This is a genomic window from Bradyrhizobium sp. CCGUVB1N3 (genome assembly GCF_024199925.1).
Taxonomy (GTDB): Bacteria; Pseudomonadota; Alphaproteobacteria; order Rhizobiales; family Xanthobacteraceae; genus Bradyrhizobium.
In genome coordinates this window covers 6,432,003-6,452,582 of the sequence record NZ_JANADR010000001.1, presented here as the reverse complement: position 1 = coordinate 6,452,582, position 20,580 = coordinate 6,432,003, and the positions used below count along the sequence as shown (strand labels likewise).

Here is a 20,580-nt window from a genome sequence, read left to right as displayed (position 1 = left end):
GATAGATCACGCGGTATGGGTCCCGGCCTTCGCCGGGACGACGTTGGGGATGCCGCGCGACGCAACGCACGATGACCGGATTATGTGGTCAGCCGCTCGCCATCACTGCCGCCGATCTTGAGCGGCACCACATGCCCCACCCGCGCCCCCGCAATCACGACCGGCAGATAATGCTCCGTGCGCCCCTGGCTGTCGCTTTCGATCAGCACGTCGCGGGTCGCGCCGACTTCAGCCTGTAGGCGGCGCTGCAATGCCGCTTCGCCGGCCGCGCGCAGGTGGCGCGCGCGATCCTTGATGACCGCGCCTGCGACCTGCGGCATCCGCGCGGCCGGGGTGCCGGGGCGCGGGGAATAAGGGAAGACGTGGAGGAAGGTGAGACCGCATTCCTCAACGAGGTCGCGCGAGCGCGCGAACATCTCTTCCGTCTCGGTCGGAAAGCCCGCGATGATGTCGGCGCCGAGCGCAATGTCGGGCCGCAGGCGGCGGACCTGCTCGCAGAATGCAATCGCATCCGAGCGCGAATGCCGCCGCTTCATCCGCTTCAAGATCATGTCGTCGCCGGATTGCAGCGACAGATGCAGATGCGGCATCAGCCGCGCATCATCTGCGACGGCATCGAGCAGATCGCTATCTGCCTCGATCGAATCGATCGAGGAAATGCGCAGCCGCTTCAGCTCCGGCACATGCCGCAGGATCTGCTTCGCCAGCATGCCGAGTTTTGGCGCGCCCGGCAGGTCTGCGCCGTAGCTGGTGAGGTCGACGCCGGTCAGCACGATCTCGGCATGGCCGCGTTCCACCAGTGCACGGACCTGTTCGACCACCGCCCCCATCGGCACCGAGCGCGAATTGCCGCGGCCGAACGGGATGATGCAGAAGGTGCAGCGATGGTCGCAGCCGTTCTGCACCTGCACGAACACCCGCGGCAGGCCGCTCGCAAAGCCGTCGATCAGATGCGGCGCCATCGCCTTGACCGCCATGATGTCGCTGACCGCGATCTTGTCGCTGCTGCCGACATCGAACGCGGCGCGCGCTTCGCGCCAGGCCCTGGCGTGCATCTTGTCGTCATTGCCGACGACGCGATCGACCTCGGCCATATCAGCGAACATCTCGCTTTGCGTCTGCGCCGCACAGCCGGTGACGACGATGCGCGAGCCGGGCCGCTCGCGCTTCAATTTGCGGATCGACTGCCGCGCCTGCGCCACCGCCTCGTTGGTGACCGCGCAGCTATTGATGACGATGGTGTTTGAGAGTCCTGCGCCTTCCACCTCGCGGCGGATCACCTCAGCCTCGAAGGCGTTGAGGCGGCAGCCGAAGGTCAGGACCTCGACGCCCATCAGGCGACCGAGGCGAACAGCGCCGGATCGAAATTGCCCTCATATTCGAAGGTCGCCGTACCCGTCATCAGCACGTGATCGTCGCGCTCGCGCCATTCGATGCCGAGCTTGCCGCCGGGCAGCGTGATCTCCACGCTGCGGTTGGCGCGCTTCAAACGCGCCGCCGCCACCGCCGTCGCGCAAGCCGCCGAGCCGCAGGCCCTGGTGAGGCCCGCACCGCGCTCCCAGGTGCGGATCGTGATGTGATCGCGATCGACGATGTGCGCGAGCGTGATGTTGGCGCGCTCGGGGAAGATCGGATGGTTTTCCAAGAGCGGACCAAAACGCCCGAGGTCATAGGCGTCGACGTCGTCGACCCAGAAGATCGCGTGCGGATTGCCCATGCTCACCGCTGAGGGCGAGTGCAGGATCGGCTTGTCGATCGGCCCGATCTGCAGCTCGATGTAACGGGTGTCGCGAAACTCCTCCGCGAGCGGAATGTCCTGCCAGCCAAACTTCGGCGTGCCCATGTCGACGGTATAGAGATCGGGGGCCGGCCCCTGCCAGCAGTTCAGAAGCCCCGCGGGAGTCTCGAACGTCGCGGTGGTCTGCCCGGTCTTCTCGAAGACCCGCCGCACCACGCAGCGCATGCCGTTACCGCAGGCGCCGGCCTCCGAGCCGTCATTGTTGTAGATGCGGATGAAGGCCTCGGTGCCGTCGAGCCGCGGCTTCTGGAGCACCATGAGCTGGTCGTAGGGCACGCCCTTCGCGGAGGCGACCGCACGCGCGTCGTCCGACGTGACCGGGGCAGCCGAATCCCGCATGTCGACAACGACGATCTCGTTGCCGATGCCGTTCATCTTGGCAAATGCGTGATTGGCGAGCGCGCTCATGAAATGTCCTGAATTTCGCCTGCCTTATATGGCGATCATGGGACGGTTGGCCAGTCATTTGCCGCGTGTGCCCTATGACGCATCTGTCATGGGACGAATTTGGCGCATGCGTGTTAGATAGGCGCGTTCGCGCGAACCGGGACGCGCACGTGGTGCAAGAATGCGGGCAGGGCCTTACTTGCCTTGGGGAGACACGTAATGACGAGCTTTTTCCGTCCTTTTCTGGCCGCGGTGATCCCGGCAGCGGCCATTACCCTCTGCCTCTCCGGCGCGTTCGCACAATCACCGACCCCGGCACCGGCAGCCTCCGCAAGCCCCTCGCCGGCACCAGCGGCCTCGCCCTCCCCGGCCGCAAGCGCATCGCCCTCACCTGCCACGTCGCCGGCTCCGGCGGCCAGCGCCTCACCCTCGCCCAGCCCGACGGCGCCGCCCGCGGCAGCCACGACCCCGCCCGCCACCTCCGCCCCGGTGCAGACCGCCGACCCCTTCGGGCTCGAGACGACGCTGGAACCGAAGAAGGTCGTGATGGCCAAGGGCAGCGCCAACTGGGATTCCGCCTTCGACACGCTGATCGATTCGTTCAAGGCGCTGAACGCGCTTCTGGACAAGCAGGGCATCAAGCCCGCGGGCAATCCGATGATCGTCTACACCTCGACCGACGACACCGGCTTCACCTTCCTCGCCGAGATCCCGATCGATCAGGATCCCAAAAACCTGGCGAAGGACATGAGCGTCGGCAAGTCGCCGGAGGGCAAGGCGCTGAAGTTCGTCCATCGCGGCTCCTACGACAACATGGACAACACCTATGAGGCGATCACCAATCACCTCGACGACAAGAAGCTGGAAGCCAAGGACACTTTCATCGAGGAGTACCTCACCGATCCCCTGAAGACGGCGGAGGACAAGCTCGTGATCAACGTCTATGTGCCGCTGAAGTGAGCGTGATGAAGAGCAACGCGATCATCGCCGCCATTTTCGCCGCCGCGCTTGGCGCAACGCCTGCGCTTGCCGACGATTTTCCGTCGGCGGTCTCGGTGAGCGGGGAGGCGTCCGTGTCGGCGGCGCCTGACCTTGCGCAGATCGATGCCGGCGTCGCAAATGATGCGAAGACAGCGAAGGAGGCCTCGGACGCCAACAACGCGGCAATGGGCAAGGTGCTGCTGGCCCTGAAGAGCGCAGGCATCGACGAGAAGGACTATCAGACCTCGCGGCTGTCGCTGCAGCCGCAATATGCGCCGAACCGCTCCAGCGGCGCTTCGCCCGTGGTCGGCTTCCGCGCCAGCAATCGCGTCACCGTCAAGACCCGCGACGTGACCAAGGTCGCCGGCATCATCGACACGCTAGTCGGCGCCGGCGCCAACGATATCGGCAACATTTCCTTCGAGGTCACGCAAGCCTCGAAACTGCTCGACGGCGCCCGCGAGCAGGCGCTTGCGGATGCCCGCCGCAAGGCCGAGATCTACGCCAAGGCCGCCGGCGTCACGCTCGGCGCCCCGCTCAGCATCTCCGAAGGCGGCGGCCCGATGCCGCTGTTCAAGAGCCGCATCGCCGCAGCGCCTATGGCCGCAGCTCCGGCGCAGGTGGCTCCCGGCGAGGAGACGCTGTCGGTGACGGTGAATGTGAGCTGGGCGATCAAGGCCAAGGAGCAGTAAGTCTCGTGTCCCGGACGCGGAGCAGCGTGCAACGCTGCTCCGCAGAGCCGGGACCCAGAATGGTGCACGGTACAATGCCGCGACATGGGCCCCGGCTCTGCAGCGCACCGTCGAAGAGACGCTGCGCTGCGTCCGGGGCACGAGTGGTGTGTGTGTGGAGAGCTAAATCTCCACCACCTGCCCCGGCTTCAGCGCCACGAACCGCTCGTGCGGAATGTTCGCTGCATCCAGGGCTTCGAGCAGCGCCTTTGCCGGTGCGTCGATGGCCTCATCGGTGAGCTGGAACGTGCCGTGGTGATGCGCCAGCGCGGCCTGCGCGCCGCAATCGATCAGCGCCTTGACCGCGTCTTCCGGGTTCATGTGCTGCTCGCGCATGAACCAGCGCGGCTCGTAGGCGCCGATCGGCAGGATCGCGAGGCGCAAGGGACCATGCGCTTGGCCGACGCGGCGGAAATGCATGCCCTCGCCATAGCCGGAATCGCAGACGACGTAGATTTTCCCCGCCGGCGTCTCCAGCACGAAGCTCGCCCACAGCGCCCTGTTGCGGTCGAACAGGCTGCGCGCCGACCAGTGCCGTGTCGGCACGAGATGCACGGCAACGCCGCCGCCGAGCTCGACGCGGTCGTGCCAGTCGAACGCCTCGGCGCGGATCGCGCCGTCGCGCTCACGCATGGTGAGATCATTGCCGAGCGGCGTGATCACGCGTGGGGCAAAATTCTTGGCGAGCCGCGACAGCGTCGCGATATCGAGGTGATCGTAGTGACCGTGCGAGACCAGCACGACGTCGATCTTCGGCAGCTTGTCGAAGGCGATGCCGGGGTCGTTGTGGCGCTTCGGCCCGGCCCAGCCCACCGGCGAGACCCGCATCGACCAGACGGGATCGACGAGGATGTTGAGACCGCCGGTCTGGATCAGCCAGCTCGCGTGCCCGACGAAGGACAGCCTGACCTTGCCGCCATTAACCTCCACCGGCGGATAATCGGCATAGGGGCTCGGAACCCATTTCGGCCAGATCGAGCGGTCGCGCTTGCCGCCGAACTGCCAGCGCAGGACCTCGCGGAGCGATTTCGGCGGCACCCCGTCGGGGTCGAAGAACTTTTCGCCGTCGAAATGATCGGATGGCGGGCCGGAATAGGTCTTGATGCGACGGGAGGTCATTTCACGGCCCGATTGGCCCCAAAATTGGGTTCCGGCATGGAATAAGCAGCCGAACCGACCCCTTCAAGATGCCGCATTCCGGCTTGTTTCCTTGACTTTTGTGCCTTGCGGGGGTTTAAGGCCGCACCACTTCTCGGAAAGGCTTTCTTTTCGACCCGCCGACTGGCCCTGGAGGCCGGAGGTCAACGCCCGACAGCGCGATGCGCCCTCGGGCGCAAAGGTGTTTGGAAGATCGTATTTTTCGCGAGCAGGACAAAGGACGACTCCATTGTTCGACAATCTGTCGGAAAGGCTTGGCGGCATCCTCGATCGTCTGACGGGGCGCGGGGCGCTGACCGAAAAGGACGTCGACGCCGCGATGCGCGAGGTGCGCCGCGCGCTGCTGGAAGCCGACGTTGCGCTCGAAGTGGTGCGCAGCTTCACCGAGCGCGTCCGCGAGCAGGCGATCGGCGCCACCGTCGTGAAGTCGGTGACGCCCGGCCAGATGGTCGTCAAGATCGTCCATGACGAGCTGATCAACACGCTCGGCGCCGAAGGCCAGACCATCGACGTGAATTCCGTGCCGCCGGTGCCGATCATGATGGTCGGCCTGCAGGGCTCCGGTAAGACGACGACCACCGCAAAGCTCGCCCGCCGCCTCGTCCAGCGCGACAAGCGCAAGGTGCTGATGGCTTCCCTCGACGTCTACCGTCCGGCGGCGATGGAGCAGCTCGCCGTGCTCGGCCGTGACCTCGACATTCCGACGCTGCCGATCGTCGCGGGCCAGCAGCCGCCGCAGATTGCGAAGCGCGCGCTGGAAGCCGGCAAGCTCGGCGGCTACGACATCGTGCTGCTCGACACCGCCGGCCGTACCACGCTCGACGAAGAGATGATGGCGGAGGCCGCCGCGATCAAAGCCGCCGCAAATCCGCACGAGGTGCTGCTGGTCGCGGATAGCCTCACCGGCCAGGACGCGGTGAACCTCGCGCGCTCGTTCGATCAGCGCGTCGGCCTCACCGGTATCGTGCTGACAAGAGTGGATGGCGACGGCCGCGGCGGCGCTGCACTGTCGATGCGCGCGGTCACCGGCAAGCCGATCAAGCTGATCGGCACCGGCGAAAAGACCGACGCGCTGGAAGACTTCCACCCCGACCGTATCGCAGGCCGCATCCTCGGCATGGGCGACGTGGTGTCGCTGGTCGAGCGGGCCGCCGCCAACATCGACGCCGAGAAGGCCGCGCGCACCGCCGAGCGGATGCGCAAGGGCCAGTTCGACCTCAACGACATGCGCGAGCAGCTCTCGCAGATGGCGAATATGGGCGGCATCAGCGGGCTGATGGGCATGATGCCCGGCATCTCCAAGATGAAGAACCAGATCGCCGCCGCAGGGATCGACGACAAGATTCTGAAGCGCCAGGTCGCGATCATCGATTCGATGACGCGCGAGGAGCGTCGGCACCCCGACCTGCTCAAGGCGAGCCGCAAGAAGCGCATCGCAGCCGGAAGCGGCCAGAGCGTCGAGCACGTCAACAAGCTGCTCAAGATGCACCGGAACATGGCCGACGTGATGAAGGCCATGGGCTCGGGCAAGCGCGGCCCGCTCGCCGGTATCGCGCAGGCCATGGGCTTTGGCGGCGGCATGAAGATGCCTTCGCCCGAAGAGATGAAGGCGTTGCAGGAGAAGATGCAAGGCGCGGGCGGCGGACAGGGCCTGCCCAACCTGCCGAAGGACCTGCCCGCGGGCCTGCGCCAAGGCCTACCGAATGTGCCGGGGCTCACGGGCCTCAGCAACAAGCCGACCCTGCCCGGGCTCGGCGGCTTCCCCGGACTGGGGAAGAAGAAGTGAGTTCACCCGTCATCGCGAAGCAACTCGCAATGACGAACCAAACCAACCTTTGAATTAACAGCTACTCAGGAGACCAGAATGTCAGTCGTTATCCGCCTCGCGCGCGCGGGCACCAAGAAGCGCCCCGTCTATCACGTCGTCGTCGCCGACTCGCGCTTCCCGCGCGATGGCCGCTTCATCGAGCGCCTCGGCCATTTCAACCCGCTGCTGCCGAAGGACAACGAGACCCGGCTGAAGCTCGACATGGACAAGGTGAAGGCCTGGCTCGCCAAGGGCGCGCAGCCGTCGGACCGCGTGATGCGTTTCCTGGACGCCGCCGGCGTCAAGAAGCGCGAAGCGCGCAGCAACCCGCAGAAGGCCGTGCCGCGCAAGGAGCGCAAGGCGCAGGCCGAAGCCGCCGCGAAGGCGTAAGCCGCTTCGATGGCCGGGCCTTCATGCTTCGAGACGCACGGCTTTCGCCGTGCTCCTCAGCATGAGGGTCTTTCTCCTCATCCTGAGGAGCGCGCGCAAGCGTGCGTCTCGAAGGGTGAGGCCACCTGATGTCTCAGCTCATCTGCGTCGCGCGGATCGGCGCCGCGCATGGTGTGCGCGGCGCGGTCAAATTGTGGACCTTCACCGAAGATCCCTTTGCCGTGCGGCGCTATGGTCCGCTTGTCACCAAGGACGGCAAGCGCCAGTTCGAGGTTGCGCAGGCGCGCGAGGCCAAGGATCATCTGGTCGCGACGTTCAAGGGCGTCACGACCCGCGATGAGGCCGAACGGCTCAACGGCATCGAGCTCTACGTCGCGCGCGAAAAACTGCCCGCGACCGACGAGGACGAATATTACCACACCGATCTGATCGGGCTCGCCGCCGTCACCACGGCCGGGGATGCGCTCGGCCGCGTCGTCGCGATCCATAATTTCGGCGCCGGAGACATCATCGAGATCGCCCCGCCGAAAGGCACGACGCTGCTGCTGCCGTTCTCCAACGCGGTGGTGCCGGAAGTCGATCTTGCAGGCGGCCGCGTGGTGATCGCGCTGCCGCAGGAGATCGACGGCGAAGAGCGGGACAAGGACTCCTCCACGAGTCGTCCCGACGAAGGCCGGGACCCATAACCACAGGCCGTGGTTTTTGGCTAAGCTGGCGGCCAGCCATCGCAAAACTAACTGCGGTGGTTATGGGTCCCGGGCTCGCGCTTCCGCCTTCGCTCTTCGAGCTACGGCGGGCAAGTCGCTTGTCCGTGACAACGAAAATTGGAAAGCAATGACAACCTCCTCCTCACCCTGGCGCGCGACGGTGCTGACGCTGTTTCCGGAGATGTTTCCGGGGCCGCTCGGCGTGAGCCTCGCCGGCCGGGCGCTGGCCACGGGCCTCTGGGAGCTCGAGGCGCGGGACATCCGCGCGTCCGCGACCGATCGTCACCGCAGCGTCGACGACACGCCGGCCGGGGGCGGGCCGGGCATGGTGCTGCGGGCGGATGTCCTGGCCGCGGCCATCGATGCCGCCGAAATCGGCCCGGAGCGGCCAAAGCTGCTGATGAGCCCCCGCGGTCGGCCACTGACCCAGGCCCGCGTCGTCGAGCTGGCACAGCGCCCGGGCCCCCTGATCGTCTGTGGCCGGTTCGAGGGGATCGACCAGCGGGTGATCGACGGACGGGGCCTCGAGGAGGTCTCGATCGGCGATTACGTGCTCTCAGGCGGGGAAATCGCCGCGCTGGCGCTGATCGACGCCTGCGTCCGGCTGCTGCCGGGGGTGATGGGCAAGGAGGCCTCGGGAACCGATGAAAGCTTCTCGGACGGCCTTTTGGAGTATCCCCAGTACACCCGTCCGCAACTGTTTGAGGGAGTTCCGATCCCCCAAATCCTGACCTCCGGCGATCACGCCAAAGTCGCGGCCTGGCGGCGGGCCGAATCCGAGGCCCTGACGGCCGCCCGGCGGCCGGATCTGTGGGAAAAAGCGGCGAATCGGGCCTCCGGCCAAAAAACGCCAAAAAACACGACAGACGGGTGACAAACGCTCCCGCTTGCCTTATAGGAGCGGCCAAATCCGCAATGGCTGGATAGACGAATTTCGCGCAGCCCCCTCTTTATTCGGCTGGGCGCGCCGATGGAGAATTACCCATGAACCTGATCAAGCAGCTCGAAAAAGAGCAATTCGACAAGCTCTCCGCCGGTAAGGAGATTCCGGAATTCGCCCCCGGCGACACCGTGATCGTCAACGTGAAGGTCGTCGAAGGCGACCGCACCCGCGTGCAGGCCTATGAAGGCGTCTGCATCGGCCGTTCCGGTGGTGGCCTCAACGAGAGCTTCACCGTGCGCAAGATCTCCTACGGCGAGGGCGTCGAGCGCGTGTTCCCGCTGCTCTCCCCGATGATCGACTCGATCAAGGTGGTGCGTCGCGGCAAGGTGCGTCGCGCCAAGCTCTATTACCTGCGCAATCTCCGCGGCAAGTCGGCCCGCATCGTCGAGAAGCAGGACCGCGCGACTGCAGTCAACGAGTAATCTTCGCAATAGGCGGATCGACAAAAAGCGCGGGGCTTGGCTCCGCGCTTTTTTGTTGCACTCACGCCAAGCCTGTAGTGCCAGTCCCTCATCCTGAGGAGCGCGGAACGCGCGTCTCGAAGGATGAAGGCCCCGGTCTGTGGCCTCGCCCTTCGAGACGCGCGCCAAGGCGCGCTCCTCAGGGTGAGGGGCATGTCCTGTGCGTGCATTGAAAGCCCTCGCGCTTCCAAATCGGCCTGCTATATATTCCTGGAATGTTTCCAGATCGGACCAGCAACGAGCCCATCAAACGCATCGTCATCGACGATCGCTCGCGGCTGCCTGGCCGGTTCTTCGGACGCTTTGCGACCTCGGCAACGTCAGAGCTTAGACGCGCAGCTTAAACGCTGCGCTGACGATTTTGTTGCCCCGCGCGTAAGGCGCGCTCTTCCGCTCACAACATTCCCGGAGCTCACGCTCATGTCCAAGCCGACCACCCTGTACGACAAGATCTGGAACGACCATTTGGTGCACGAAGCCGAGGACGGCACCTGCCTGCTCTATATCGACCGGCACCTCGTCCATGAGGTGACGTCGCCGCAGGCCTTCGAAGGCCTGCGCGCCACGGGGCGCAAGGTGCACGCGCCGGAGAAGACGCTCGCCGTCGTCGACCACAACGTTCCGACCACCGATCGCACCAAGCCGAACCCCGATCCCGAAAGCATCGAGCAGATCAAGGCGCTCGCCGAGAACGCCAAGGAATTCGGCATCGAATATTACAACGAGTTCGACAAGCGCCAGGGCATCGTCCACGTCATCGGCCCCGAGCAGGGTTTTACGCTGCCCGGCACCACCATCGTCTGCGGTGACAGCCACACCTCGACGCATGGCGCCTTCGGCGCGCTCGCGCACGGCATCGGTACGAGCGAGGTCGAGCACGTGCTGGCGACGCAGACGCTGATCCAGAAGAAGGCGAAGAACATGCGCGTCACCGTCGACGGCAAATTGCCGGAGGGCGTGACGGGCAAGGACATCATCCTGGCCATCATCGGCGAGATCGGCACCGCGGGCGGCACCGGCTATGTGCTGGAATATGCCGGCGATGCGATCCGCGCGCTCAGCATGGAAGGCCGCATGACGGTCTGCAACATGTCGATCGAAGGCGGCGCGCGCGCCGGCCTCGTCGCGCCCGACCAGAAGGCGTTCGACTTCCTGCGCGGCCGCCCCAAATCGCCGCAGGGCGCCGCCTGGGATGCCGCGATGCGCTATTGGGAGAAGTTGCGCTCCGACGACGGCGCGCATTTCGACCACGAGCTGCGGCTCGATGCTGCCAAGCTGCCGCCGATCGTGACCTGGGGCACCTCGCCTGAAGACGTGATCTCGGTGACCGGCCTCGTGCCGGATCCGGACAAGATCGCGGATGAGGCCAAGCGCCTCTCCAAGCATCGCGCGCTGAAATATATGGGGCTATCAGCAGGCACCAAGATCACCGACATCAAGCTCGATCGCGTCTTCATCGGCTCCTGCACCAACGGCCGCATCGAGGACCTGCGCGCCGCGGCGAAGATCGCCGAGGGCAAGACCGTCAGCGCCCATGTCAACGCCATGGTCGTGCCGGGCTCCGGCATCGTGAAGGAGCAGGCCGAAGCGGAAGGTCTCGACAAGATCTTCATCAAGGCCGGCTTCGAATGGCGTGAGCCGGGCTGCTCGATGTGCCTCGCCATGAACCCGGACAAGCTGAAGCCGGAAGAGCGCTGCGCCTCGACCTCGAACCGCAATTTCGAGGGCCGTCAGGGCTTCAAGGGCCGCACGCACCTCGTCTCGCCGGCGATGGCGGCGGCGGCGGCGATCGCCGGTCACTTCGTCGACGTCAGGGATTGGCGCTGAGCCACTCCCGCGCAATTCTAACGATCCGGGCAAGCGTGCCTTAAGCGGCATGCCCCAAGACTTCATCCTCGCGACGAGCTCGCGAGGATGAAAAGGCCATGGCCAACAAGCCCGAATATGTCGATCTCGTCAGCGACGCGACACGCCAGCATCGGCGGCGCGCGACGCCGTTGCGCGTCGTCGCCAAGCCTGAGGTCGAGGAGACCTCGCGCCTCAGCCGCTGGCCGCCGGCGATGTTCCGGCAATGGAAGCTCGACAATCTGATGCGCTGGAAGTCTGCATCCTGGAAGCTCAAGGATTGGCTCTGAGCTGACGCAGCGCAAACCAAGGGCGCCTCGCGGGCGCCCTTCTCGATTCAGCCGTTGCGCTTCACATCACCAATAACGGTACGGCCGGTGCCAGTGATGCCAGCGATGCCAATGGTGCCACCGGCAGATGCGGCGCGGGCCCCAATAGGTCCAGATCACCCGGCAGCGGCGCGGATAGCTGTAATAGGGATAGTAGCCGCCGTAGTAGTAGCGCCGGTGGAAGTGGCGATAGCCGTAAGAGGGACGATAGCCCCAGTGACGGTGATATCCGCCATAGCGGAAGCCGCCATAACGAGAGCCGCCACCGTGAAATGCCGGCGCGGCGCGGAAGCCACCGCCGTGGAAACCCCCACCGTGGAAGCCGCCGAAATGCGCACCGCCACCGCCATGAAAGCCTCCGCCACCGTGAAAACCGCCACCACCACGGAAGCCACCACCGCCACCACCGTGACGAACCTGCGTGACCATGTCTTCGGTAGCGGCCTTCGCTGCCGGTAAGGCGACCGGATTGATTGGGGTCAGCGCCTCGGCGCGCTGCGCAATCCCTGCCGACAGCACCAGCGCTGCCACGGCCGCAAGTCCGAACAAGCGGATCACGCTTGCCCGGGGATCAAGACTCCTCAGCATCAAACCCTCCTGGATCTGGACAGCGCGGTTGTGAGCTCCGCCTCGAAGTGCGAGGCGGGCTTGGCGGGCGCTGTTCATGTGCGGTCGCTCCCCAGATTAAATTAGGGACAGCGACGTGAACCCCTCATGAATGAATCACATTCCGGCAGATCGGCTGCGGCGGAGCGCTGCGAGAGTGTGTGAAGTTGCGCCAAGCAAGAGCGCGCCGTCACCACCACGGCCCGAAGCCGAGCACGAAGGGAGCGGGCACACGGTAGGGATACGGCCGATAATAGACGGGCCGCGCGTAGTAGTGCGGCTGATAGGGCACGTGCCGAACGCGATGTGCGTATCGGTCGTGACGCGGCGCGCCGAAATCGGCTGTTCGCGCCGACGGCTGCTGCTGCATTGCGATTGACGTTGCCGCAACCGAGGCATCCGGCAAGGCCATCGCCAGTCCCAAAGCGCCGACGATCACGATCGCTGTCTTCATGACAATCTCCATGCCGCCAGCATGGAGCCTTCGCGACGTCATCCGCAAGCGAAAACAGGCCCGGTTATCCGGGCCTGTTTTGCCGCCGATCGACGCGTCACCACCAGCGACGGTGATGCCAATGGTGCCAGCGCCAATGATGATGGTGCCAGCCATGCCAGTGCACTTCCGTCGTTGTAGCAGCGACATCCTGCACCGCTTGCGCGGCGCCGGGATTGATCAGGGATACGGCCTGCGCACGCTCGACGGACACAGCACACGTAAGCACTGCTGCGACGGCAGCGAGGCTGAGCACCTTGACCTTCGTTGATTGCATGTCGTCCTCCTCTGATCTCGATTGTGTGACGCAATCGTCACGGAGAGGACGCTAGAGGCGACGGCCTGAATCGTGTATGAATGAACGCGCCGCAAAGATGAATGCGAAGACACAAACGCGAAAGATCTGCGGCCAGATGCTCTCGAGACCTGCGCAACACATTTCGTTTGCGCCAACAAAACCAACCGTCAATGATCGGCGTATCTTCTGGACGACCAGATGCAGGAGATGGTCATGGCACAGTCTCGCAGTGGGCTGCCGGTGTCTCGCCTTGCTGTTTCAACGGTCACGCTGTTCGGCTCGGAGGCGGCGCTCGCCGCCCAGGGACCGGGCGTCGAGGCCGGCACGGCGAGCCCGTTCGCGCAAGCGGTGATGGCGATCCTGGTCTATGGCGCCTCCGCGCTCATCGTCGGCGTTGGCCTGATTGGCGCGCTGCGCGGCCGTTAGTTTATCCGCGCCGCCAGTAGCAACTCATGCGCGGCACGATCACGGTGCCGCTCGGCCGATATTCCTGCACATAGGTGGCATTGCATTCCCGCACCGCGTCCGGGCCGGGATTGTACCGCGGATAGACCCCGTCCGGCGTCTCGTAGGGCACCACCCGCAACCGCGGCCGGCGGCGCGGCGGCGGGGCATCCGGCGAAAAGACCTGGGCCAACCGGACTTCGGCACCAGTCGTCTGGGCCTGCGCGCCGGAATCAAAAAACAACGAAAACAACCCCATGCAAAGTAAGATCTGTGCCGCTGTTCCCGCCCGCATCGTACCACCCACCTGAACCGTCCCCATCGAGGCTCCGTACGCTCCCCGTTTTGGCGCCGCGCGTCAACCTTGCCGCCATCATAAAGCCGGATGCATCGCCGGGGAACCCGCGCTAAGAGGAGGCATGTGGACGGAATTGAAAGCGCCTTCGCTCGCCGAAATGGAGGTGGTGGCGCATGACATCTTCGAGCGCCTGCCCAAACACTTTCGCGATCTCTGCGAAGGCGTGATCATCCGCGTCGACGACTTCCCGACCGAGGAGGTCCTGGACGAGATGGACTGCGAGAGCGAGTTCGACCTGCTCGGCCTGTTCCAGGGGGTCGGCCTGCCGCAGCAGAGCCTTGGCGACGTGGCGCGGCTGCCCAACATGGTCTGGCTCTACCGCCGGCCGATCCTGGACTACTGGGCCGAGCACGAGGAGACGCTGGGCCATATCGTCCGCCACGTGCTGATCCACGAGATCGGCCACCATTTCGGTCTCTCCGACGACGATATGGCCGCGATTGAGGCCTCCGCAGACTAGAGCGGAATGGCGTGAGGTTGGATCGATTGGGCCGCAGGCTCGGTCAACCTCTCCCGCTTGCGGGGGAGGTCGCGCCGAAGGCGCGGGTGGGGGCTGTCTCCACACAGGGGCCATCGGTTGGGGAGACACCCTCACCCCAACCCTCTCCCGCAAGCTGGAGAGGGAGCGCACCTCCCTCGTGGCAATAAGCAGACGAGATCTGCCGAATTTGGCCTAGGATTTGGGCCCCGATCGGGATAAACAGCCGTTCCCCTGACCTACCCGGGAAGCGCAACATGGACAAATTCACCACGCTGGAAGGCGTCGCGGCGCCGCTGAAGATCATCAATGTCGACACCGACATGATCATTCCGAAGCAGTATCTGAAGACCATCAAGCGCACCGGCCTTGGCAAGGGGCTTTTCTCCGAGCAGCGCTACAAGGACGACGGCAGCGAGAATCCGGATTTCGTGCTCAACCAGCCGGCTTACCGCAACGCCAAGGTGATGGTTGCCGGCGACAATTTCGGCTGCGGCTCGAGCCGCGAGCACGCGCCCTGGGCGCTGCTCGACTTCGGCATCCGCTGCGTGATCTCGACCTCGTTCGGCGACATCTTCTACAACAACTGCTTCAAGAACGGCATTCTGCCGATCCGCGTCTCGCAGGAAGACCTCGACAAGCTGTTCGACGATGCCGAGCGCGGCGCCAATGCAACGCTCACCATCGACCTGCCCAACCAGGAGATCCGCGGCCCCGACGGCGGCAAGGTCAAGTTCGAGATCGATCCGTTCCGCAAGCACTGCCTGATCAACGGCCTCGACGATATTGGCCTGACGATGGAGAAGAAGGCCTCGATCGACACCTACGAGGAAAAGCTCAAGCGCGAGCGCGCCTGGGCTTGAGATCCTGTTGTTTGAGCATGATCTTTTCGGAAAACCGCTTCACACTTTTCCGGATCATGCTCTAGTGCCGTTTCGAGCCCCGGTGCTGACAGCGCCGGGGCTTTTTCTTTGCCCTCTTGTTCTTTGCCCTCTTGCGTTTGTCATTTATAGCTTGCCCGCATGTTGCCCGAGATCGTCACCTTCTGGCATGGCAAGATGGACGCGCTGCGCCAGACCTGTCTGCGCTCGCAGCTTAAGGCCGGACATAAGGTCACGGTCTACAGCTTCGATACGATTCCGGGTCTACCTGCCGGCGTCGACAATGCCGAGGCCGAAGCGATCCTGCCGCATGCGTTCTCGGAAAAGCTGCGGCCGCCGCAGCCGGACGGAAGCTGGCGCGACTGGACCACGCTTCAGTTCAGCGACTTCTTCCGCATGAAGCTGATGGCTAAGAGCGCAGGCGTCTGGCTCGACGCCGATGTGCTGCTCCTGAAGCCTGTCGAGATCGATTCGGCAGAACCCTATTTCGCCTGGGAGCGGCCGCGCCAGCTCGGCAACTCCGTGCTGTACCTGCCGGCCGAGCACGGCATCGTCCGCGCATTCGAGGCGCTGATGGAGCAGGAGGAGCTGACGCCGGACTGGCTGTCGCTGCGCCACCGCCTGACCTTTGCGATACGCCGCCTGCGCGGCGGCTCGAACCGTCTCTCGGATATTCGCGTCGCGATTTATGGCCCCGCCGCGCTGACTGCGCTCGCGCACCGCTTCGGCGAATTGCAGCGGGCGCTGCCGAAGCAATCGTTCTACGCGGTGCACGCCGAGCCAAAGCTGTTCTTCGAACCGTCCAACTATCTCGACCTCGTTGCCAACCCCGACATCATCGGCCTGCACATCTCGCCCAAGGGACGCGGCGGCCAGAAGCCGATTCCCGGCAGCCTGTATGCCTGGGCAGCGGAGCGGTTTGCGTAACAGCTCTGCTCTCGTGCCCCGGACGCGGCGCAGCGCGAAGCGGTGCGCTGCTGAACCGGGGCCCAGCGATGAGAAGCGAGATGGGTCCCGGCTCTGCGGAGCAGCGTTTCACGCTGCAGCGCGTCCGTGACGCGGGATCAGCGGCCTCATCATTCCTGTTTGATCCAGCGCAACGCAATTTCCTGCAGGTCTGCTCTACTCCCTGCAATACCGCCGAATGGAGCTTGGCATGAGCACCGAGAGCAGACCCTATCCCGTGGTGCAGAACCTCATCGATTCCTTTGCCGGCTGGCTGAAGCACCGCCGCGAGCTGAACGAAATGCGGCAGCTCGATCGTTCCGATTTCAACCGGATCGCAAGCGATCTGCGCGTGTCGCCGGATGATCTCGAGGAGCTGGTCCGTCACGGCCATCATGCCGCCAACGAGCTTCCGAAAATGCTGGCGCAGCTCGGCATCAGCGAAGAACAGCTCGGCCGCGCCCAGCCGCTTCTGCTGCGCGACATGGAGCGCGTCTGCGCGCTGTGCAACGAAAAGGCGCACTGCCACCGCGATCTCGCCGACGGCACTGCCGCCGAAAATTATGAGGGCTATTGCCCGAACGCCTCAACGCTGGAGACGCTGGATCGCACGGGCGGCGCGACGCACTAACGAGGTTCGGGAGACAGCGGCCGAATGTGCGTACGCTATGTCATCACGATCGCGCTTCCTGGCGACGAAAGTACATGTATGCCCCGACGGTAAGATAGTTGGTCAAGACTGCGATTACGTTCCAGATGACGATGTTCCGCGAGCCGATTGAGACGCCATAGATCACCCAGAGAATTTGAAAAGTGCCCGTGATGGCTGCCATTCTGGGGTTCATGCCGACACTGGAGCGTCGTTTCAACATCGCAATGAGATCGGGCAGAGCGGCGAAAGTTGTCCCGAAACCCGCCACGAAGCCGATGATTTGACTGAGATCCATCACCCCTCCTCACACATGCGCGGGCAGGCAAGCTTGTGGTGCGCCCTCCATCTCCGACTTGTGAACACATGGAACCGATTAGCCGGCAGGAGACTTTTCGGTCTGTGTTAAACGAGGCGGCACGTATCAGGCGGATCAGGGGCAGCACTCAAGTCAATACGGGAGTGTTCAATGTCAGACCTTGTTGCGATCGTGTACCCATCCGAAGCCAAGGCAGAAGAAGTTCGGCAGAAAATACTCAAGCTCCAGAAGGAGTATCTGATCAAGATCCATGATGCCGTGATCGCGGTCAAAACCGGAGATTCTGTCAAACTCAATCAGCTTGTGAACACGGCGATGACAGGCGCCGCAAGCGGCAGCTTCTGGGGACTGCTGTTTGGATTGGTGTTCCTGAATCCCCTTATCGGCGTAGCTCTCGGCGCCGGCGCAGGCGCATTGGGCGGCGCGCTGACCGATTTCGGGATCAGAGATCAGTTCATGAAAGATCTCGCCGCGAAGGTGAAATCGGGAGATGCCGTTCTGTTCCTGCTGATCCAGAGCATGACCGCAGACAAGGTTCTCAATGAGATCAAGGATGCGGGAGGAACGGTCCTCAAGACCTCGCTCGATGAAAAGAAGGAAAAGCACCTGCGCGATACCCTCGCAGCCGCAACTCAGTCCAAGGCCGCATAGTTCAAGCCTGCATGGTTCAAGGTTGCCTGGTGTTGTAACTGCGACTGTCCGTTCCGTCATTCCGGGGCTCGGGCGGAGCGAGGGAGCCATGATGCGCAAATTGACTTTATGGGTGCTCGCTATTGCGGCTGCTTCGGCGGTGGTCGTGACGACCGGCGGTCGTTCGCAGGCGGGTCTTATCGCACCACTGGGCCTGCGTGAGGCCGCCGTTACTGTTGGTACAATGGCGGATGGCGGGGCGGCGGCTGGTACTGGTGTGGCTACAATTGGCGGCGCGGCATGGGCTGGGGTGGTCCAGCCGGCTGGCATGGGTGGCGACGGCCACATCAGCGCCCGGTGGCACGCCCGCCGACAGTTCGCCCACCCGCTGCTCGTCCACCGAGACCAGGTCGACCGGGGCCAAGTCGGCCGGGAATCCAGCGACCGCAAACACTCCCTGAGAGAATTCCGAACAGGTGATCATTGCCGCTTTGCCCGGCCGCAGGCGTCAGAGGGGGCGGATATCGCTCTTTCTGAGAACCCCTGCTCATCGCCACAATCGCGTCCGCCTCATGGTTCGAGACGCGCCGCAAGCGGCGCTCCTCACCATGAGGGTCTAAGATTTTGCCTCGAAACTAAGACCTCATCCTGAGGAGCCCGCCAACGGCGGGCGTCTCGAAGGATGGGCCGCAAAGAGACTGCTCGTCCGGTTCTTTTGCATCTGCCATTGCCCTGCCCTCAGATGGGGCGACTTTCAGACCTGCCGGCGAGTTGGTATGTGAGATACGAAATGAGGCCAACGATGAAATCCCGCGTAGAGACACTCACACCGCCGAACACGCCGAAACCGATCGGACCTTATAGTCACATCGCCAAAGTCGGTGAACATATATGGATTGGGGGGACCGCTGGCGTTGATCCGGTTACAGGACATTTGGCAGGGGCAGACATCGATGCCCAGACACGACAGATCTTCAATTCATTCAAAGTGATGCTTGATGCTGTCGGCTCCGACCTCAACCACGTTACTCACATCAATGTCTTCTTGCAGCACATGTCCGACTTCGAGGCGATGAATGCTGCCTATGTCGAGATGATGGGCGACCACAGACCTGCGCGCACAGTTTTCTCTGTCCACGAACTCCCTAAGCCAGGCGTCTTGCTTACGATGAACCTTACTGCGGTGACGAGAGAGCGATGATCCGTTGCGAGAAGACGTCCGCTGGACGTCAGAAAGACGGACGTCGCCTTTAAGCGTGCGCGCTACGCCTTACCCATCGCGACGATCGCATCCGCGATGGCGATCGTGCGCCGCGCCATGTCGGCGTGCAGGCGTTCGACCATCTGGCCGTCGAGGCGGATGGCGCCGCGCGAGATATTCTCCGGCAATTCGAACGCCGCGATGATTTTGCGGGCCCGCGTGACGTCCTCCTCGGGCGGCGTGAAGATGACGTTGCAGGCCTCGATCTGCGAGGGATGAATCAGCGTCTTGCCGTCGAAGCCGAGATCGCGCCCCTGCGCGCATTCGGTGGCAAAGCCGCTCGAATTGTTGATGTCGCTATAGGGCCCATCGAGGATTTCGAGGCCGTGCGCGCGCGTCGCCAGGATGCAATGGGTGATCATCGGGATCATCGCGGCGCGGCCCTCCAGCATCCTGATTCGCGTCTCGCGCGAGATGTCGTTCGGCCCGAACACGAAGCCGACGAGACGCGTGTTGGGATCGCGCGAGGCCGCCGACAGTTCCTCGGCATGCAGCACCGCGCGCGCGGTCTCGATCATGGCCCAGACCTTCACGTTCGGGGCCGCGCCGAGTTCGGCGAGCCACCGGCCGATCGTGTCGAGATCCTCGACGCTGGAGACCTTTGGAACCAGGATGCCGTCCGGCGATGCCTTGGCGGCCATGGCGACATCGTCGGCCCACCAGGGCGTATCGAGACCGTTGGTCCGGATCAGGATCTCGCGCCTGCCAAAGCCTTTTGCGGCGATCGCCGCGGCGATCTGGTCCCGCGCCACCGCCTTGGCATCGGGGGCGACGGAGTCCTCCAGGTCCAGGATCAGGCCGTCGGCCGGCAGGTTGCGGGCCTTTTCCAGCGCGCGGGGGTTGGAGCCAGGCATGAACAGATGGCTGCGGCGCGGGCGGGTCATGCTGGCGTTCCTTCCGGGTTCCTCGAATGTTTTCTAGCCCGAGCCGATAGCACCTGGACTGCCTATTCGAAAGGCTTGTTCACCCCTGCGGTATATGATTAGGCATAGGCCATGGTCACATTCCCTGAGCACTTGCTGCAAGGCTACAAGGCCTTCGCCACCCAGCGGCTGCCGGCCGAGCAGAGCCGCTATCGCGAACTGTCGGTGAAGGGGCAGTCGCCGGAAGTGATGGTGATCGGCTGCTGCGATTCCCGTGTCTCGCCCGAAGTGATCTTCGACGTCGGCCCGGGCGAGCTCTTCGTCGTCCGCAACATCGCCAATCTGGTGCCGACGTATCAGCCCGACGAGAACGCGCATGGCGTCTCGGCGGCGCTGGAATATGCCGTGACGGTGCTGAAGGTGAAGCACATCGTGGTGCTCGGGCACGCGCAATGCGGCGGCATCCGCGCCTTCGTCGACAAGATCGAGCCGCTCACACCCGGCGACTTCATCGGCAAATGGATGCAGATGTTCATCAAGCCCGGCGAGGTCGTCGAGCAGCGCGAGCGCGAGACGATGGCGCAATTCGTCGAGCGCATCGAGAAGGCCGGGGTGTTCCGCAGCCTCGAAAACCTCATGACCTTCCCGTTCGTGCGCAAGGCGGTCGACGCCGGCCAGATGCAGCTCCACGGCGCCTATTTCGGCGTCGCGGAGGGATCGCTGTTCGTGCTCGACAAGGTCGCGAAGGAATTTCGCAGCGTGGGGGATGCAGGGTAGGTCCGTCAACGCGGCGAGAATTTGTAGGGTGGGCAAAGGCG

General features: G+C 64.1%; 26 protein-coding genes. 17 read left to right on the top strand and 9 right to left on the bottom strand.

The window, feature by feature from the left end:
* Positions 1-80: 80 nt before the first annotated feature.
* Both mtaB and dapF read right to left on the bottom strand, forming a co-directional pair.
* Positions 81-1,334, bottom strand: a complete 1,254-nt coding sequence (gene mtaB / locus NLM33_RS30820) for a tRNA (N(6)-L-threonylcarbamoyladenosine(37)-C(2))-methylthiotransferase MtaB (RefSeq protein WP_254101831.1) — start codon at positions 1,332-1,334, stop codon at positions 81-83.
* Positions 1,334-2,206 carry a diaminopimelate epimerase gene (gene dapF, locus NLM33_RS30815; protein ID WP_254101828.1) on the bottom strand — a complete coding sequence of 291 codons (873 nt, stop codon included), beginning with the start codon at positions 2,204-2,206 and terminating at the stop codon, positions 1,334-1,336. The genes mtaB and dapF overlap by 1 nt, the downstream gene beginning before the upstream one ends.
* Before the next feature lie 198 nt (positions 2,207-2,404).
* On the opposite strand from dapF, the gene NLM33_RS30810 reads away from it, so the two are divergent.
* The gene (locus tag NLM33_RS30810; protein WP_254101826.1) at positions 2,405-3,145 is read left to right on the top strand and encodes a GyrI-like domain-containing protein; all 741 of its coding nucleotides are present in this window, start codon (positions 2,405-2,407) and stop codon (positions 3,143-3,145) included.
* Between the two features lie 5 nt (positions 3,146-3,150).
* Entirely contained in the window at positions 3,151-3,858 is a 708-nt protein-coding gene (locus NLM33_RS30805; RefSeq protein WP_254101824.1) for an SIMPL domain-containing protein, read from the top strand.
* 162 nt (positions 3,859-4,020) lie between these two features.
* On the opposite strand, the gene NLM33_RS30800 is transcribed toward NLM33_RS30805, so the two are convergent.
* Positions 4,021-5,016, bottom strand: a complete 996-nt coding sequence (locus NLM33_RS30800) for an MBL fold metallo-hydrolase (RefSeq protein WP_254101822.1) — start codon at positions 5,014-5,016, stop codon at positions 4,021-4,023.
* 268 nt (positions 5,017-5,284) lie between these two features.
* Between NLM33_RS30800 and ffh the strand changes: the two genes are divergently transcribed.
* From ffh to NLM33_RS30765, 7 genes are all read left to right on the top strand, one after another.
* Positions 5,285-6,841 carry a signal recognition particle protein gene (gene ffh, locus NLM33_RS30795; protein WP_254101820.1) on the top strand — a complete coding sequence of 519 codons (1,557 nt, stop codon included), beginning with the start codon at positions 5,285-5,287 and terminating at the stop codon, positions 6,839-6,841.
* Positions 6,842-6,919: 78 nt separating this feature from the next.
* A complete protein-coding gene (gene rpsP, locus NLM33_RS30790) occupies positions 6,920-7,252 on the top strand; it encodes a 30S ribosomal protein S16 (RefSeq protein WP_254101817.1) in 333 nt (110 codons plus the stop codon).
* A 128-nt stretch (positions 7,253-7,380) separates the two neighbouring features.
* Positions 7,381-7,938: a ribosome maturation factor RimM gene (gene rimM / locus NLM33_RS30785; protein ID WP_254101815.1), complete on the top strand. Its 558-nt coding sequence runs from the start codon at positions 7,381-7,383 to the stop codon at positions 7,936-7,938.
* A gap of 148 nt (positions 7,939-8,086) precedes the next feature.
* The gene (gene trmD / locus NLM33_RS30780; protein ID WP_254101813.1) at positions 8,087-8,833 is read left to right on the top strand and encodes a tRNA (guanosine(37)-N1)-methyltransferase TrmD; all 747 of its coding nucleotides are present in this window, start codon (positions 8,087-8,089) and stop codon (positions 8,831-8,833) included.
* A 110-nt stretch (positions 8,834-8,943) separates the two neighbouring features.
* Positions 8,944-9,324 carry a 50S ribosomal protein L19 gene (rplS, locus tag NLM33_RS30775; protein ID WP_254101811.1) on the top strand — a complete coding sequence of 127 codons (381 nt, stop codon included), beginning with the start codon at positions 8,944-8,946 and terminating at the stop codon, positions 9,322-9,324.
* Positions 9,325-9,783: 459 nt separating this feature from the next.
* Positions 9,784-11,190: a 3-isopropylmalate dehydratase large subunit gene (gene leuC, locus NLM33_RS30770; protein ID WP_254101809.1), complete on the top strand. Its 1,407-nt coding sequence runs from the start codon at positions 9,784-9,786 to the stop codon at positions 11,188-11,190.
* Between the two features lie 98 nt (positions 11,191-11,288).
* On the top strand, positions 11,289-11,498 hold the full coding sequence (locus tag NLM33_RS30765) for a hypothetical protein (protein WP_254101807.1): 210 nt from the start codon (positions 11,289-11,291) through the stop codon (positions 11,496-11,498).
* A 66-nt stretch (positions 11,499-11,564) separates the two neighbouring features.
* Here the strand turns inward: NLM33_RS30765 and NLM33_RS30760 are convergent, their stop codons facing one another.
* The 3 genes from NLM33_RS30760 to NLM33_RS30750 all read right to left on the bottom strand — a co-directional run bounded on the left by NLM33_RS30760 (position 11,565) and on the right by NLM33_RS30750 (position 12,913).
* Positions 11,565-12,125: a hypothetical protein gene (locus tag NLM33_RS30760; protein ID WP_254101804.1), complete on the bottom strand. Its 561-nt coding sequence runs from the start codon at positions 12,123-12,125 to the stop codon at positions 11,565-11,567.
* 208 nt (positions 12,126-12,333) lie between these two features.
* Positions 12,334-12,597, bottom strand: a complete 264-nt coding sequence (locus NLM33_RS30755; RefSeq protein ID WP_254101802.1) for a hypothetical protein — start codon at positions 12,595-12,597, stop codon at positions 12,334-12,336.
* Positions 12,598-12,694: 97 nt separating this feature from the next.
* Positions 12,695-12,913, bottom strand: a complete 219-nt coding sequence (locus tag NLM33_RS30750; protein ID WP_254101800.1) for a hypothetical protein — start codon at positions 12,911-12,913, stop codon at positions 12,695-12,697.
* 234 nt (positions 12,914-13,147) lie between these two features.
* Between NLM33_RS30750 and NLM33_RS30745 the strand changes: the two genes are divergently transcribed.
* Positions 13,148-13,360, top strand: coding sequence for a hypothetical protein (locus NLM33_RS30745; protein ID WP_254101798.1), 213 nt, complete (start codon positions 13,148-13,150; stop codon positions 13,358-13,360).
* Position 13,361: 1 nt separating this feature from the next.
* On the opposite strand, the gene NLM33_RS30740 is transcribed toward NLM33_RS30745, so the two are convergent.
* Complete coding sequence (locus NLM33_RS30740) at positions 13,362-13,637, bottom strand: hypothetical protein (RefSeq protein WP_254105968.1); 276 nt, start codon at positions 13,635-13,637, stop codon at positions 13,362-13,364.
* A gap of 160 nt (positions 13,638-13,797) precedes the next feature.
* Between NLM33_RS30740 and NLM33_RS30735 the strand changes: the two genes are divergently transcribed.
* From NLM33_RS30735 to NLM33_RS30720, 4 genes are all read left to right on the top strand, one after another.
* Positions 13,798-14,196 carry a metallopeptidase family protein gene (locus NLM33_RS30735; RefSeq protein ID WP_254101795.1) on the top strand — a complete coding sequence of 133 codons (399 nt, stop codon included), beginning with the start codon at positions 13,798-13,800 and terminating at the stop codon, positions 14,194-14,196.
* Positions 14,197-14,471: 275 nt separating this feature from the next.
* A complete protein-coding gene (leuD, locus tag NLM33_RS30730; RefSeq protein ID WP_254101793.1) occupies positions 14,472-15,077 on the top strand; it encodes a 3-isopropylmalate dehydratase small subunit in 606 nt (201 codons plus the stop codon).
* A 159-nt stretch (positions 15,078-15,236) separates the two neighbouring features.
* Positions 15,237-16,022, top strand: a complete 786-nt coding sequence (locus NLM33_RS30725) for a hypothetical protein (RefSeq protein WP_254101791.1) — start codon at positions 15,237-15,239, stop codon at positions 16,020-16,022.
* A 229-nt stretch (positions 16,023-16,251) separates the two neighbouring features.
* Positions 16,252-16,671, top strand: coding sequence for a hypothetical protein (locus tag NLM33_RS30720; RefSeq protein WP_254101789.1), 420 nt, complete (start codon positions 16,252-16,254; stop codon positions 16,669-16,671).
* Between the two features lie 43 nt (positions 16,672-16,714).
* On the opposite strand, the gene NLM33_RS30715 is transcribed toward NLM33_RS30720, so the two are convergent.
* Complete coding sequence (locus tag NLM33_RS30715; RefSeq protein WP_254101787.1) at positions 16,715-16,987, bottom strand: SemiSWEET family sugar transporter; 273 nt, start codon at positions 16,985-16,987, stop codon at positions 16,715-16,717.
* Between the two features lie 171 nt (positions 16,988-17,158).
* Here NLM33_RS30715 and NLM33_RS30710 point away from each other — a divergent pair, with 171 nt between their 5' ends.
* Both NLM33_RS30710 and NLM33_RS30705 read left to right on the top strand, forming a co-directional pair.
* On the top strand, positions 17,159-17,659 hold the full coding sequence (locus tag NLM33_RS30710; RefSeq protein WP_254101785.1) for a DUF1269 domain-containing protein: 501 nt from the start codon (positions 17,159-17,161) through the stop codon (positions 17,657-17,659).
* A gap of 781 nt (positions 17,660-18,440) precedes the next feature.
* Positions 18,441-18,839 carry a RidA family protein gene (locus NLM33_RS30705; protein ID WP_254101783.1) on the top strand — a complete coding sequence of 133 codons (399 nt, stop codon included), beginning with the start codon at positions 18,441-18,443 and terminating at the stop codon, positions 18,837-18,839.
* A gap of 62 nt (positions 18,840-18,901) precedes the next feature.
* On the opposite strand, the gene NLM33_RS30700 is transcribed toward NLM33_RS30705, so the two are convergent.
* Positions 18,902-19,783: a CoA ester lyase gene (locus tag NLM33_RS30700; RefSeq protein ID WP_254101780.1), complete on the bottom strand. Its 882-nt coding sequence runs from the start codon at positions 19,781-19,783 to the stop codon at positions 18,902-18,904.
* A gap of 111 nt (positions 19,784-19,894) precedes the next feature.
* On the opposite strand from NLM33_RS30700, the gene NLM33_RS30695 reads away from it, so the two are divergent.
* Entirely contained in the window at positions 19,895-20,539 is a 645-nt protein-coding gene (locus tag NLM33_RS30695; RefSeq protein WP_254101778.1) for a carbonic anhydrase, read from the top strand.
* The last annotated feature ends 41 nt before the right edge of the window (positions 20,540-20,580 follow it).

Coding starts and splice junctions, on each gene's coding strand:
- NLM33_RS30750 (WP_254101800.1), bottom strand. CDS start 12,913: ATGCAATCAACGAAGGTCAAGGTGCTCAGCCTCGCTGCCGTCGCAGCA.
- NLM33_RS30800 (WP_254101822.1), bottom strand. CDS start 5,016: ATGACCTCCCGTCGCATCAAGACCTATTCCGGCCCGCCATCCGATCAT.
- NLM33_RS30715 (WP_254101787.1), bottom strand. CDS start 16,987: ATGGATCTCAGTCAAATCATCGGCTTCGTGGCGGGTTTCGGGACAACT.
- NLM33_RS30740 (WP_254105968.1), bottom strand. CDS start 13,637: ATGGGGTTGTTTTCGTTGTTTTTTGATTCCGGCGCGCAGGCCCAGACG.
- rimM (WP_254101815.1), top strand. CDS start 7,381: ATGTCTCAGCTCATCTGCGTCGCGCGGATCGGCGCCGCGCATGGTGTG.
- rplS (WP_254101811.1), top strand. CDS start 8,944: ATGAACCTGATCAAGCAGCTCGAAAAAGAGCAATTCGACAAGCTCTCC.
- dapF (WP_254101828.1), bottom strand. CDS start 2,206: ATGAGCGCGCTCGCCAATCACGCATTTGCCAAGATGAACGGCATCGGC.
- NLM33_RS30735 (WP_254101795.1), top strand. CDS start 13,798: ATGTGGACGGAATTGAAAGCGCCTTCGCTCGCCGAAATGGAGGTGGTG.
- NLM33_RS30760 (WP_254101804.1), bottom strand. CDS start 12,125: ATGCTGAGGAGTCTTGATCCCCGGGCAAGCGTGATCCGCTTGTTCGGA.
- NLM33_RS30745 (WP_254101798.1), top strand. CDS start 13,148: ATGGCACAGTCTCGCAGTGGGCTGCCGGTGTCTCGCCTTGCTGTTTCA.
- leuC (WP_254101809.1), top strand. CDS start 9,784: ATGTCCAAGCCGACCACCCTGTACGACAAGATCTGGAACGACCATTTG.
- NLM33_RS30710 (WP_254101785.1), top strand. CDS start 17,159: ATGTCAGACCTTGTTGCGATCGTGTACCCATCCGAAGCCAAGGCAGAA.
- NLM33_RS30720 (WP_254101789.1), top strand. CDS start 16,252: ATGAGCACCGAGAGCAGACCCTATCCCGTGGTGCAGAACCTCATCGAT.
- NLM33_RS30805 (WP_254101824.1), top strand. CDS start 3,151: ATGAAGAGCAACGCGATCATCGCCGCCATTTTCGCCGCCGCGCTTGGC.
- NLM33_RS30695 (WP_254101778.1), top strand. CDS start 19,895: ATGGTCACATTCCCTGAGCACTTGCTGCAAGGCTACAAGGCCTTCGCC.
- NLM33_RS30765 (WP_254101807.1), top strand. CDS start 11,289: ATGGCCAACAAGCCCGAATATGTCGATCTCGTCAGCGACGCGACACGC.
- NLM33_RS30725 (WP_254101791.1), top strand. CDS start 15,237: ATGTTGCCCGAGATCGTCACCTTCTGGCATGGCAAGATGGACGCGCTG.
- NLM33_RS30755 (WP_254101802.1), bottom strand. CDS start 12,597: ATGAAGACAGCGATCGTGATCGTCGGCGCTTTGGGACTGGCGATGGCC.
- NLM33_RS30705 (WP_254101783.1), top strand. CDS start 18,441: ATGAAATCCCGCGTAGAGACACTCACACCGCCGAACACGCCGAAACCG.
- leuD (WP_254101793.1), top strand. CDS start 14,472: ATGGACAAATTCACCACGCTGGAAGGCGTCGCGGCGCCGCTGAAGATC.
- rpsP (WP_254101817.1), top strand. CDS start 6,920: ATGTCAGTCGTTATCCGCCTCGCGCGCGCGGGCACCAAGAAGCGCCCC.
- trmD (WP_254101813.1), top strand. CDS start 8,087: ATGACAACCTCCTCCTCACCCTGGCGCGCGACGGTGCTGACGCTGTTT.
- NLM33_RS30700 (WP_254101780.1), bottom strand. CDS start 19,783: ATGACCCGCCCGCGCCGCAGCCATCTGTTCATGCCTGGCTCCAACCCC.
- NLM33_RS30810 (WP_254101826.1), top strand. CDS start 2,405: ATGACGAGCTTTTTCCGTCCTTTTCTGGCCGCGGTGATCCCGGCAGCG.
- mtaB (WP_254101831.1), bottom strand. CDS start 1,334: ATGGGCGTCGAGGTCCTGACCTTCGGCTGCCGCCTCAACGCCTTCGAG.